10 protein-coding genes are annotated in these 13,405 nt (G+C 57.4%); 3 read left to right on the top strand and 7 right to left on the bottom strand.

Annotation, left to right across the window (positions count from 1 at the left end; genetic code table 11):
• Positions 1 to 279: 279 nt before the first annotated feature.
• Positions 280 to 3,717, bottom strand: a complete 3,438-nt coding sequence (locus tag AADJ11_RS06125) for an AAA family ATPase (RefSeq protein WP_341233633.1) — start codon at positions 3,715 to 3,717, stop codon at positions 280 to 282.
• Positions 3,714 to 4,943 (bottom strand): DNA repair exonuclease, encoded by a 1,230-nt coding sequence (locus AADJ11_RS06120; RefSeq protein WP_341233632.1) that lies wholly within the window; start codon positions 4,941 to 4,943, stop codon positions 3,714 to 3,716. The genes AADJ11_RS06125 and AADJ11_RS06120 overlap by 4 nt, the downstream gene beginning before the upstream one ends.
• Positions 4,944 to 5,086: 143 nt before the next feature.
• Here AADJ11_RS06120 and selD point away from each other — a divergent pair, with 143 nt between their 5' ends.
• The 3 genes from selD to AADJ11_RS06105 all read left to right on the top strand — a co-directional run bounded on the left by selD (position 5,087) and on the right by AADJ11_RS06105 (position 8,895).
• Positions 5,087 to 7,255, top strand: a complete 2,169-nt coding sequence (selD, locus tag AADJ11_RS06115; protein ID WP_341233681.1) for a selenide, water dikinase SelD — start codon at positions 5,087 to 5,089, stop codon at positions 7,253 to 7,255.
• 130 nt (positions 7,256 to 7,385) lie between these two features.
• Positions 7,386 to 8,159 (top strand): DUF2189 domain-containing protein, encoded by a 774-nt coding sequence (locus AADJ11_RS06110; RefSeq protein WP_341233680.1) that lies wholly within the window; start codon positions 7,386 to 7,388, stop codon positions 8,157 to 8,159.
• Positions 8,160 to 8,379: 220 nt separating this feature from the next.
• Positions 8,380 to 8,895: a YetF domain-containing protein gene (locus AADJ11_RS06105; protein ID WP_341233631.1), complete on the top strand. Its 516-nt coding sequence runs from the start codon at positions 8,380 to 8,382 to the stop codon at positions 8,893 to 8,895.
• A gap of 52 nt (positions 8,896 to 8,947) precedes the next feature.
• Here the strand turns inward: AADJ11_RS06105 and phnE (AADJ11_RS06100) are convergent, their stop codons facing one another.
• The 5 genes from phnE (AADJ11_RS06100) to AADJ11_RS06080 all read right to left on the bottom strand — a co-directional run bounded on the left by phnE (AADJ11_RS06100) (position 8,948) and on the right by AADJ11_RS06080 (position 13,404).
• Entirely contained in the window at positions 8,948 to 9,700 is a 753-nt protein-coding gene (gene phnE / locus AADJ11_RS06100) for a phosphonate ABC transporter, permease protein PhnE (protein ID WP_341233679.1), read from the bottom strand.
• Positions 9,701 to 9,750: 50 nt separating this feature from the next.
• Positions 9,751 to 10,551: a phosphonate ABC transporter, permease protein PhnE gene (phnE, locus tag AADJ11_RS06095; protein WP_341233630.1), complete on the bottom strand. Its 801-nt coding sequence runs from the start codon at positions 10,549 to 10,551 to the stop codon at positions 9,751 to 9,753.
• Positions 10,548 to 11,366, bottom strand: coding sequence for a phosphonate ABC transporter ATP-binding protein (phnC, locus tag AADJ11_RS06090; protein ID WP_341233629.1), 819 nt, complete (start codon positions 11,364 to 11,366; stop codon positions 10,548 to 10,550). The genes phnE (AADJ11_RS06095) and phnC overlap by 4 nt, the downstream gene beginning before the upstream one ends.
• A gap of 66 nt (positions 11,367 to 11,432) precedes the next feature.
• Positions 11,433 to 12,341, bottom strand: a complete 909-nt coding sequence (phnD, locus tag AADJ11_RS06085) for a phosphate/phosphite/phosphonate ABC transporter substrate-binding protein (RefSeq protein WP_341233678.1) — start codon at positions 12,339 to 12,341, stop codon at positions 11,433 to 11,435.
• A gap of 619 nt (positions 12,342 to 12,960) precedes the next feature.
• Complete coding sequence (locus AADJ11_RS06080; protein ID WP_341233628.1) at positions 12,961 to 13,404, bottom strand: response regulator; 444 nt, start codon at positions 13,402 to 13,404, stop codon at positions 12,961 to 12,963.
• Between the last annotated feature and the right edge of the window lies 1 nt (position 13,405).

Below are 13,405 nucleotides of genomic sequence, written 5' to 3'. Positions count from 1 at the left end.
CCGGTAAGGGGGGTTCTAAGGTTTGTTCCAAATACCCGCAACCCCTTTTTTCGGATTTTTCATCTTTAGTCAAAAAACCTTCACAAAAGCCTGTTTTATTGGCGTTTCAGGCATTCGTTTTCTTGTCGGGCTATTGAGATATGCAGTCCGAAACAGCGTTTTGCTGTGATTTCCGTCATTTTCGGGCCTTTAGGCGATTCACTTTCGGTGGAATCGCAGTGGAATCGGCGACTCGTCCACGCCATTGGGCCGGAATCACATCCCTGCCCCATCCGATCCTTACAAAGTGTGGACGCGCAGCTGATCGCCACAGGTTTTACGCGCTATATCCACCACATGCTGGTGATGCGTCAGATAGATCGCCTGCCCGGTCTGTCCTACACGTTGCATCAGCGTACAGGCGGCGCGAGTCCGGTCTTCGTCAAAGGTTTCGAACACGTCATCACAAAAGAACGGCAGGATGCGCCCGTTCTGCGCCATCTGGTCATAGGCGGCCGCGCGCAATGCCAGATACAGTTGAAACCGCGTGCCTTTGGACATATCGGCGGCCTCTTTCAGGGTCATGTCGGATGTTTGGACGGCTTGTAGAATATCACCGTTCCGGGCCGGTACGGTTTTCAGCTGACCATAGGCACCGTTCGTCAGGTCTTTGAACGCCTGCTCGGTTGCTGCAAGCATCCCGCTTCTATGGGCATCGCGATACCGGCGGATCGCTTCTTCGGCCAGGATATGGCCAAACCGCCCCTCAAGATATCGCAGCACGGCATCTTCCATCTGTGCCTCAAGGGTTCGTTTTTGCGCGACGAGGGATGCAACCGCGCTGTCAGCCCCCACGCCGTTCAATGCGATCTGCGCGCCCGTTCGTTTCTCAATCGCGCTTTCCAATGCTGTGCGGGTCCGCGACAGGTCTTGGGTAACGGTGTCGAGTTCCACTTGGCACATATCGGCGGGGTGATTGTCGAGCAACTTGGCCGCGTCATCCGATGATGGCACGCCCAACACCGACAATAGTGACGTCAGCGTCTCTTGCGCCTTGGTCCGCAGATCGATCGCATTTTGAGCGACCGCTGTTGCTGTACGTAACTCTTCCAGAGTTTGCGTCGGGATTGTCGCATCAAACACCTGCGCGATAAGCTGCACCTGATCATCCAGCACACTGATCTTATGTGCCGCGTCTTTGGCCGCCTCGTCGTGACGTGCGTATTGCACCTCAAGCTCTTGGCGTTGGCGGGCGATCTCTTGTGCGTCGGCGATTTGCCGTTGATAGGCGGCATAGCGTTCGAGGGCTGTTTCCCCTCCGGCTGTCTCCAGCTTGATCTCATCCAGGCTGCGCTCAAACTCGGCTATATTTGCAGACATGGTTTCGACCTGCCGGCGCAGTTTGCGGATCGTTTTATCGGTTTGGGCAATGTCGCGCAGGGTACGGGTGCCGTCCCACGTCAGCGGGTCCGTTTTTAAGTCTGGTATATAGTGTGCGACGGCATCGACCCATTTGCTCCGCGCCGCATCCATTCTACTTTGCGCCTGTTCCTTGGCCGCGCTGCGGCGATCCGCTTCGGCCTTGGCGGATCTTGCGCTTGTTTCGGCCAAGACCAGCGCTTGTTTCTGTGCCTGCTGTCCAGCAAGCTGGGCCTTGGCCAATTTCATCAAACCGGACAGTGATCCGCCATCTACATTTAATATAGTATATAGTGTGTCTTTCAGATCTTGAGCCTGCGCTTGTAAATCAGCCTGCGCGGCCTCAAGCGTCTCAAGCTGTGCTGCAGCCTCTCCTGCGTCATAGGCATCACTGACCCACCGCGCGAAATCATCTGCGGGTAGGGATTGGGGCAACCCGTGCTGTTGCAAGCAGTCGGCCAGCTGAGCGGCCAGCTTCTCCACAGCATCCATTGCCTGATCATGACGGGCTTTGGTCTGCTCGTGTTCCTCGCGGGCCTCAATCTCGTTGCGCTGCGCCTGCCGGTTCTCGGCGATCTCTTTGCTTTGTGTTGCGCGCAGTTTGGTCTGGGCGTCATCGGTCTGCATGGCCGCCTCGAATGCATCCGCCGTCGTGACATCCAGCTTGGCCTTATGCGCCCGCCACAAGCTGTCGCGGGTTTCCCGCGTGGTTTTTGCAGCCGCATCATCAACCAAATCAGGCTGAGCTTGCGACAGCTTGACCTGTGTTCGCGCCTGATCCCAACGCGCCTGCGTCGCCGCGCATTGTTGCGATGTATTTTCGGCGGCCCGCTGTGCCTGTGTCAGCTCTGCGTTCAGTTTTTCAGCTTGGGCCGGCGTGACTTGTAGATCAGGTACGATATCAAACTTCACGCCGGGTCGGGCCAGCTTGCGCAACGCATCGGATTTGCTCTGCCGTGCCGTGGCAAGCTTATGCTCGGCCTCGCTATGACGCGCAACAATATCTTCGGCGTCTGCCGTTGCAACCACCCGGTCCAAAGCGGGGTCACCACTCACATTTGCGCGGGCGTCTTCCGCCTGCCGCACCGCGTCTTGCAGTTTGGCCTGCGCGTCACATGCCTCTTGATTGGCGGCTGCACATGCCTTTTCTGCATCGGTCAGATCGCCCCTTAACCGCTCCAGCGTCGTCAGGTCGGATTCCCCCAGAACATAGCGGCCCAAATCCCCCGTCGCCTGCAAACCGATCCCCAAAAGCTGCTCGCGCAATTCCTGCTCTTCTTGGTCAAGCTCGGCCTGACGCCGTGGTAAATCCAGCAGGCCGGTTTGCGCGCGGCTCTTCAACTCTTCCAGCGCGCCCAGCTGATCCGCTGCATTGAGCACTTCGGGGTCAACAATCAGCCCGTCCATCCGCGCAGCAATCTCTTGCATCTCGCGACCAGCTTGTTCCTGTGCCGCCGTAAGCGCCACGCGCTCGGTCATCCGATCAAGCAGTTGTTCGGGGTCGATGTCCAACGCCATCGGGTAATGGGCGATCGGCTTAAGCTGCTGTTCAAGCTCGCGCAGTTGCGCGGCGAGCGGGTGCGCCTCTAGCAGGTTTTCCAACTCACGCTTGCGCAAGGCCAGATCGGTTTCTTCGCGGCGCAATCCAGCCTCAAGCGTTTGGGCGCTCTCCAACTCGGTGCGCAAGGCGCGGTAGGCCGACGCGCTTATGTCTTGGTCTTTGATCTGCTGATTGACCTCTGCCAATTCCGCCTTCAGCACCGCAAACTCTGATTTCGTCCCGCCCTTGCGGTAAATCTCAAGCGATCTTTCGTTCACATCTTCCAACACCTGCGACAGATCACTGATCCCCGCCGCAGCCGAGAACAACAGCTTGCCAATATCCCCTTTGCTCTTGGTAATTTCCTCGCCGCCTGCCTCGATGGTTTCGTCATCCAGACACAACAGCTTGCGATATTCATCCACCGTCAGATCGCGCAGTGCATTGGTTAGCATCGTATCAGGGGTCACCTGCCCTTGTGCGTCCAGCAAATTCGGTTCGCGTTTGGACAGTCGGGTAAAGCTGTGCGCGGCCCCGTCAATCTCGACCACGCCGCCGACGCGCAGGTTCGCGCGTTGGTGTTTGAACGCATAGGGTTCATTTTTCGGAAAGCCGAACAGCAGCCGCAGATACCCTTCCATCAACGTGGTTTTCCCAGCCTCGTTAGGCCCAAACACGATGTGAAAATCCGATCCGCCGGCAGGTGCTTCGCCAAAATCAATGGTACGGTCAGTGAAATGACCGAAGGCAGACAGATCCAGTTGGCGCAACCGCATCATTCGCCCTGCCCCCGCATCTTGGCGACCATCGACAGGATTGCATCATCGGTCAGGCGGGTCAGCAGCGCGTCTTGCGCCGCTTCATCCGGTACCAGTTCGCGACGGCGTTCCGCGGGCAGCAACGCCAACATCTGGTCCAGTTCCTTGCCCAGATTTTCCCGTGACGCGGGCGATGTGGCGACCTCGTGCATCAGTTGTTCAATTTCGTCCACCGCGCTGTCTGTGCCCGTGGCCGATGGCGGCGATACATCTAGTATAAGCTTCTCAAGCCAGAGCCCGCCGATGTTTTCAGCCATATGCGCGATTTCGGCCTGCCAATAATCCGCCAGCTGTCGCAAGCGCCACGCCATCGTGGTTTGCCCCGTCAGCCGCAGCCGCAAAATCGCAGCGCCCCTGCCCGCCTCGGCCTTCAGGCAACGCCGCAAGGCATCGCGGACGTCATCATCTGTTTCAACGCCGTCCAACACACAATCGCAGGCGCGAAATTCCAACAGGGACGTGGGCAATTCCGATACGTCGATTTGCCCGTCCTGCACCGTTAGGATGCTGGCGGACTTCGGGCCAGCCTCGCCGATGTCGCGCCCTTGGGGCATGCCAGGCATCACGATCCACGGGTTCTGCCCATGCACCTGCCGTTTATGCACATGCCCAAGCGCCCAATAATCAAAATCGGTCTGCGCCAGTTCCGCCACCGAACAGGGCGCATAAGGGTCATGGCCCGCCGCCCCCATCAGCGACGTATGCATCATTGCGATGTTCACAGCGCCTGGCACCGGGGCCTTGTATTTGGGCAGCAAACTGTCGGGCGCGTGGCGGCCCCGAAAACTGACGCCATGTATATAGACAGGATGATCCCCCAGCTGGACCATGCCCCCCTTGCCATCAAAAACATGCACATTCGCGGGCAATGCAATTTCGCCAGCGATCGGGTTTTCCGCGTCGTGGTTCCCCTTGATATAGAACACCTGCACGCCTGCATCGGCCAAACGCTGCATCTGCCCGGCCAGATAGGCCGCCGTTTTGGCACTGCGTTCCTGACCATCGTATAGATCGCCCGCAATCAAGAACGCCGCAACGTCTTCGTCGATGCAATATTGCACCATTGCTTCCAGCGCATGGCGACTGGCATCACGCACCTGCGCGGCAAGGCGATCATCCTTTAACGCCAAGCTGCGCAAAGGCGAATCCAGATGCAGGTCGGCAGTGTGCAGAATGCGAAGTGTCAAAAAGATCGGCCTTATCGCGGGACAAAGAGCTGTGCATTCTTTGTCACGCAGTTCACTTTCGGTTGCAACCACTGGCTGCTGCTTTGATCCTTGGGGATCAACACGATATGACTGCCGCAGCCCTGATCCAGAAAGCGCGCAACATGAATATGCCTGATGCTCCCCTGACCCAAGACCTTGTGTTGGTGGGCGGCGGGCATGCCCATGCTTTGGTGCTGCGCAAATGGGGGATGAACCCGCTGCCCGGTGCGCGGCTGACCGTGATCAACCCCGGCCCGACCGCGCCCTATACCGGTATGCTGCCCGGACATGTCGCAGGGCATTACAGCCGTGACACGCTCGAGATTGATCTGGTGCGTCTGTGCCGTTTTGCCGGCGCGCGGCTGATTTTGGCCCATGCGACTGATATTGACCGGACAGCACGGCTGATCACGGTCGAGGGTCAGGGGCCTGTCGCTTATGATGTCGCCTCAATCGATATTGGTATCACGGCGAGTATGTCGATCCCCGGCTTTGACGAACATGCCGTCGGGGCCAAGCCGCTGGATGTCTACGCGCAGCGCTGGCGCGATTTCGTTGCTGCGGCCAAAGACGGGTCAGCCGAGCCCACCGTGGCCGTCATCGGTGGCGGGGTCGCGGGATGCGAGCTGGCACTGGCGATGTCACATGCGCTGCGCCAAGCGGGCGTTGAACCAAATGTCACCGTGATCGAGGCCGGGCTGCAGATATCTGGCGTTGGTGATATGGCACGGCGCAAATTGCTAAGCGTGATGGCGCAGGCAGGCATTACCCTGCGCACCGACGCACGGGTCACCGGTATTGAGGCGACACAGGTGCTGTTCGATGGCCAAGAAGCCGTGGCGGCGGCCCTGACAGTTGGTGCCGCAGGAGCGTTTCCCCATGGATGGCTGTCAAAAACCGACCTGCCCCTGATCGACGGATTTATCGAGACAACGCCCGATCTAAGTATCAAAGGCGATCCGTCTGTTTTTGCCGCGGGCGATTGTGCGGCGATGCCCTTTGCTCCGCGCCCTAAGGCCGGTGTATTTGCTGTCCGCGCCGCCCCCGTTTTGCACCATAACCTGCGTGCCGCCTTAACCGGTGGCCCCCGCAAAACCTTCAAACCGCAAAACCACTACCTCAAGCTGATCTCCTTGGGCGGCAAATCTGCCATGGCCGAGAAATTCGGCGTCGCATTTTCCGGCACGCTCTTGTGGCGTTGGAAGGATCGCATCGACCGCGCGTTTATGGACAAGCTTGATCACCTGCCGCAGATGAAACCCACCAAGGTTCCAGAAGTCGCGGCACTTGGCACCCGCGAGATGTTACAAGACAAACCCCTGTGCGGTGGCTGCGGGGCCAAGGTGGGCGGCGCACTTTTGTCAGATGCCCTGTCGACCCTAGACACGCGCGCGAACCCGCAAGTCGTGACGGGAGTGGGCGACGATGCTGCCATCATAAAACTGCCCGGCGGTCGGTTCCAAGTCCTCAGCACCGACCACCTGCGCGCAATGGTCCACGATCCGGTGCAGATGACGCGGATCGCTGCGGTCCACGCTTTGGGCGATATTTGGGCGATGGGGGCCAGACCGCAGGTTGCCCTGTCCAGCCTGATTCTGCCGCGCATGTCCCCGCCCCTTCAGGCCCGCACCCTGCGCGAAATCACCGATACAGCCCGCGCGGTTTTCGACGCCGCCGGGGCCACGTTGGTCGGCGGCCATACGACGATGGGGGCCGAGCTGACGATTGGGTTCACCGTGACCGGTACGCGCGACACGATGCCCATCACCATTGCCGGCGCGCAACCGGGTGATGTGTTGCTCCTGACGCGCCCGATCGGGTCGGGTGTGATGATGGCGGCGCATATGCAAGGTATCGCCCGAGGTCGCGACGTCGCCAAAACCCTGACGATGATGGAGCAACCGCAGTCGCAACACGCCGATATCCTGCGCGATGCCCATGCAATGACGGACGTCACCGGATTTGGTTTGGCTGGCCACGTGCTGGCGATGTGCAAAGCGTCAGGTCTGCACGCGACATTGACGCACGCCAACATCCCGATTTACGAAGGCGCGCGCGCGTTGTCTGATGCTGGTGTCGCGTCATCCCTTTTGCAGGCAAACCGCGAGAACGCGCCAATGGCAGGAATTGACGACCCGTTACTACACGACCCTCAAACCGCTGGCGGCCTGCTCGCCGCGCTTCCCCAAGCCGCGGCTGAAATCGCGCTGAAGCGGCTACAGGACAAAGGATTGCAAGGCTGGATCATCGGCAGCCTTCAAAGCGGCCCACCCGTTGTCACGCTTGCTTAACGCGCCGCGCCAATTCAAGTGCCGGCTTTAGATTGATCCACGTCAAATACCTGCGCGTGCGGGCTGTCACTGTGGCATGATCGAAACCGACCGGAGCCTGCCAGCCGTGAACGACACCGCAAGCGATCAAATGATGCACCCAGGTGCGCCCAAGTTCCGCGCGGTTACGACCGCCGACCTGTTGCAAGCGCTTAGACTGGGGTGGGCGGATTTGCGGCGCGCGCCGTTATTTGGGCTTGGATTTGCTGCCGTCTATGTGATCGCCGCTTGGATCATGGCATGGATTACATGGCACACCGGAACGACCTTCTGGCTGGTCCTTGCGGTGTTCGGCTTTCCACTGCTTGGCCCCTTTATCGCCGTCGGCCTCTACGAGGTTTCGCGCGAATTACAGGCGCGAAAACGACCAAGTGTGCCCTATGTTTTGGGTGTGGTCATGCTGCAGCGCAAGCGGTCCCTGCCGATGATCGGGGCCATCAGCATTGTGATCTTTCTGTTCTGGTTTTTCCTAGGCCATATGATTTTTGCGCTGTTCCTGGGCCTTTCCCCGATGTCCAATATTTCCTCCTCGGCCGAGGTTTTTTTAACCCCCAACGGGCTGGCCATGTTAACCGTTGGCACCCTCGTAGGCGCGATATTCGCGTTGGTTTTGTATATGATCACGGTTCTGGCAATCCCCATGGTGCTGGACCGCGAAGTGGATTTCATCACCGCGATGGCGGCCAGTTTTAGCTATGTCGCACACAATCTGCCCGTCATGCTGGGCTGGGCGGTTTTCATTGCCATGCTCACATTGGTATCGCTTGTCCCACTATTTCTAGGGCTGTTTATCGTGCTGCCGTTGCTGGGCCATGCCACATGGCATCTATATCATCTGCTGATCGTTCAGGCCGAAGCCCCATAGTCAATTAGCCACTTGGGCTTTTCGCCTCCGCGCTGATGCAGCCTACAGCCGAAACCCGGATTGGGCCAAATTTCGTCTTGCGCCATCGTTTTAACCGCCCCTCTGGCGGGCATGGCCGATTGCCCTACATCGTCTTTTGGATGGTGATATGCGCGACGGCAGGTTTGAGGCCCCTCAAGGGGGCCGCGCATTGAGCCTTATAAAATAGAGGAGTAGACAGATGTTTTTCGACAATTCCATGCTTGACGCCATCGCCCGCGGCGGTTTTCTAAGCGCTTTTGCCCTGTGCTGGATCATTCTTTTGGTGCGCATCGTCGGGTTGCGGTCGTTTTCCAAGATGACAAATTTTGATTTCGTCATGACCGTTGCGATGGGGTCGCTTTTGGCCGGCGCTTCCCAAGCAAACGATTGGACAGGGCTTGTCCAGATATTGGCGGCGATGGTCAGTCTTTTTGCCGTTCAATTCGGGGCCTCTATCCTTCGCCAGCGCAGCAAAGCAATCAGCAACGCGCTGGAAAATACCCCCGTATTTCTGATGCGCGACGGGGTGATCCTGCATGATGCACTACGCGCAACCCGCGTGTCCGAAAGCGATCTGATCGCCAAACTTCGCAATGCGAACGCGTTAGACCTATCGACCGTCCACGCCGCCATTCTGGAAACAACGGGTGATGTATCGATCCTGCATGGTGACAAGATGGATCAGATTGTTATCAAAAATGTGGTCAACGCTTAGACAGGGCGGATATCTCAGGTGGCGGGTTTGGGCCGCCACCTGAGATCGCAGATTAGATAATCGCTTTGCGCACCTGGGCCGACACCCATTCGCTCAGCACCACTGTCGCAAGGATCAGCAGCAGGATCACGAACACCTGATCCCATGCCAAAATGGCCAAGGATGCGTTCATCTTAAGGCCAAGACCCCCTGCACCGACCAGCCCCAAAATGGCGCTTTCGCGAATGTTAATGTCCCAGCGAAAGACTGAGATGCTCCAGAACGCGGGCAGGATTTGCGGCACGATTCCGTAGGTCAGAACCTGCGCAGGCCCTGCCCCGGTTGCCGTGATCGCTTCAATCTGGCGGGCGTCCGTTTCCTCGATCGCCTCGTACAGCAATTTGCCGACAAAACCGATCGACCGCAGCGCGATGGCAATGATCCCGGCCAGCAGACCCGGCCCGATAATCGCCACCAACAGCAGCGCCCAGATCAGCGAATTGATCGACCTCGACGTCACGATGATAAACAACGCAATCGGCCGCAGGAACGTGGTGGAAGGCGAGGTGTTTCGCGCCGCCAAAAAGGCGACCGGGATCGCAATGATGACCCCGCCGACAGTGCCCAGTGTCGCAATATTCAACGTGTCCCACAGGGGTTTCATCAATTGCGGCAGATAGGCCCATTTCGGGGGCATCATGCGGCTGCCAATATCCAAGGCCTGATCGGGGGCATCCCAGACAAAGGCCCAGATCGTATCCTTGGACATAATCTGCCAGCACCAGACAAAAAGTGCCACCAGAGCAAACCAACCGAGCCATAGCATCGCACGCTGGGCGGGGGCGCGGTGCGCCCATTCACGAGGTATTGTTTGTGTCATTGCAGGAACTTCCGCAGATAGCTTGAACTATATTCGGCCACCATCACGATGGCGATGATGATCAACAAGATGGCACCCGCACTGTCATATTCGTACCGGTCAATGGCGGTATTCAATGTCGCGCCAATGCCGCCCGCGCCGACAATCCCGATCACCGCGCTTTCGCGGAAATTGATATCCAGACGGTACAGCGACAGCCCGATCAGACGCGGCATGATCTGTGGCTGGATCGCATAATGCAACATTTGCAACCAAGACGCACCAGTTGACCGGATCGCCTCAACCTGCGCTTCGTCGATCTCTTCGATCTCGTCCGCCAGCAGTTTACCGATGAAACCGATGGTCGCGAAGGACAGCGTTAGAAAGCCCGCAAAGGGGCCAAAGCCAAACATCGCCACCAGAAAAATCGCCACGATCAATTCCTGCAACGACCGGCTGATGGCAATAACCGCGCGGCAAAATACATACACTTGGCGCGGCACAATATTGCGCGAGGCACCGATGCCAAACGGGATCGACACCAGCACCCCCACGACTGTTGAGGTCAGCGTCATCGTCAGGCTTTCGATCAACCCTTGGCTGATGTCCTTCCAACGGCTGCTGAAATCCGGTTGCAAGAAGCCCATAATAAACCGTTGTCCGCGCTCCAACCCTTCGGAGACGCGCTGCCAGTTCACCTCGACCGACCCAAGGGCCAGTACCAGATACACCAACACGCCGATTTGCAGGGCAATGCGAACACGTTTGTCTGACACAATTTGTGGTGGCCGCCGCCATGTGCCGGGATAGCTGCTCATACCATGACCTCGGCGGCCTGTGCGACGTCCAACGGCGTATTGTCTTCGTCGTCATCTTCGCGGCCCATCGTGTTCCAGTCTTCAGCGCCGTAAATTTCGGTCAGTGCGTCTTCGCTCAGGTCGGTTGGGGGGCCGTCAAATACCACTTCACCCGCGCGCAGGCCGACAATCCGTTCCATAAAGGATTGCGCCAAAGGCACATCGTGGATGTTCACGATAGCGGGCAAGCCGCGTTCGGCGCAAATTTCGGTTAACAGACGCATGATCTGACGGCTGGTTTTTGGATCCAAGCTGGCCGTGGGTTCGTCCACCAGCAGCAGATCGGGTGTTTGCATCAAGGCGCGGGCAATGCCGACCCTTTGGCGCTGTCCACCAGACAAGGCATCGGCCCGCTTGTCCGCATGTTGCAACAGCCCAACGCGGTCCAGCAATTCATAGGCGCGGCGGATATCCTCGGCCTCAAAGCGGCGTAACCAACTGCGCCAGAACGGAACATATCCCAACCGGCCCGACAATACATTTTCCATCACGGTCAAGCGTTCGACCAAAGCATATTCCTGAAAGATCATCCCGATCCGTCGGCGCTGATGGCGCAGTTCTGTACGACCCAACTGCGCAAGATCGACATCCCCCAACCACACCTCGCCCGAGGTGGGTTCAACCAAACGGTTGATACAGCGGATCAAGGTGGATTTCCCCGCCCCCGATGGGCCGATCAGCCCGACAAGCTGGCCTTTGTTGATCTCGAGCGTCACATCGCTCAGGGCCGTGTCACCCGTCTTGTAGGTTTTCGACAGGTTTTTCAATTTCAGCATTATGAACGCTCCGAAATGCAACAGGCGGGCATCTGCGCCCGCCTGTCCTGGTTAATTTCTAAAAAGTTACTGGCAGTTGTAAACGACGCCGTTTGCATCGTCGATCTTGCGGATCACTTCCCAGTCTTTTTTGAACGCGATTTCGATAAACTGCGCTTCGCCGCTTTTGCCGAATTCTTCTTCCAAAGCGGACCCTTCCCAATCAAACGAGAAGAAAGCCTCTTTCACTTTGGCCTGCAAATCGGGCGTCAGGTTATGCGCCACACCATAGCCGGTCGTTGGGAAAGTTTGCGATGTGTAAAGGGTCGTAAGCTGATCGTCGGTGACCACTTCACGCTCCACCATCCGCGCCCTGACAGAGTTCGCGATGGCTGCTGCAGGGTAATCTTTGTTCGCAACGCCCAAGATCGAATTGTCGTGTTTGCCTGAGAATACAGGTTCAAAATCGCGGCCTGCTTCCATGTCGAAATCTGCCTTAAGGATCGCGGAAGGCGCTTTGAAGCCAGAGTTCGACGTCTCGGAGGTAAAGGCGAGTTTCTTACCTTTGATGTCCTCGATTTTTTCGATGCCGGAACCGGGGTAGGAGATAATTTCCATCTCGTAGCCAAACGATCCGTCAGCGGCCGCCATCATTGCAAAAGGGCGCAGGCCGCCACAGGCCACGGCCAATGGGTTCGAACCGGTGTTAAAGCCCGCAACGTGCAAACGCCCGGCGCGCATCGCCTCGATCTGGGCAGCGTTGGATTGTACCGGGAAGAACTGAACTTTTTTGCCGGTGATTTCGCTCATGTGGTCCAGAAAACCGGACCAAACTTCGGCGTAAACCGCTGGGTCTTCAACCGGGGTATAAGCAAAAATCAGCGTCGACGGATCAATCTGATCAGCGGCATCTGCCGGAATATCCGCGATCAGATCACCATCCGCATCGGTGTAACGATCGCTAAGTGTAAACTCGGCAAAAGCGGGTGCAGTCATCGTCGCGAATAGCGCCACCGCAGAGGCGGCCTGCTTGAAGTATGTCATGGTCTCTCCCTAAAAGTATTCTTCCTAACGCCCTGCCAGAGCCAGATTTTTTCGGCCATCATATCCGGTCAATCCCCTTGTTTTTAAAGGTCTTTGACACGGGCACCTGTCACGCGTTCTACGCAGAATTCATTACATCTGCAGTTGAACACCTGTCAAACGCTAACAGCACTTAAATCGTTGATTTTACAAAACTTTCACATTTCTCAGCAGGATTTATTAGCGGCGATCCTTGCCGCCATTCGGCAATGTGTCAACGAAAAAACCACGCGGGCTGTGAGCTGATGGATCAAAACACCGCGCAACGTTAAGTCGTAAACCGGCACCGCGGAGCATCGAAGAACCATCCCGCGCAGTCGGCAAGGGACGTGTGAGTTTGGTTATTATGTTGGAATGCGGAGATTGAGCTGTTTGGCATTGCAGTGGGATACCGCATTAACCATCCGAGTTGGCGTGGGTAGTATCGTGCGGGTTCTGGCTCCCGGCCCCATTAGTCGAGCGGGCGGCAACATCCGCAACGACATCGCTCCCCTGCGATCAACAAGTCAGTGACAAAGGCCACCTAACCGGATCATGCCAAATTGAGGCTCCGCTCGTCTGGCCGGCAGGGTAATTCGCACGTCATCCAATAGCTTTGCAGGGTTTCCAGAACAGACTTCATACCCTCTTTATTGTGCCGCTTCACGATATATCCATTCACCCGCTCGGCATAGGCGCGCTCGATGTCTTGCACGCTGTCTGATGTTGTGAACATGAAAACGATGCTGCTTGATGCGTCACTGTGTGACCGAAGTTCTTTCAAAAACTCATGCCCGTTCATCCGGGGCATGTTTATGTCCAGTAAAACCATAAATGGGTCAGGCAGCCTCCCAGACTGAATCACCTCTAACGCCTCTATCCCGTCTTCGGCCCGTTCGACAAAGGTGCCCGGCGCGATTTTGGAAATCGTCCGCTCGACAATCATTGCATCAAGGGGGTTATCCTCGACCAAAAGAATGTTCATTTGACGTGCCATA

It is taken from the genome of uncultured Sulfitobacter sp. (assembly GCF_964021855.1).
GTDB lineage: Bacteria > Pseudomonadota > Alphaproteobacteria > Rhodobacterales > Rhodobacteraceae > Sulfitobacter.
This window is presented reverse-complemented; position numbering and strand designations above follow the sequence as displayed.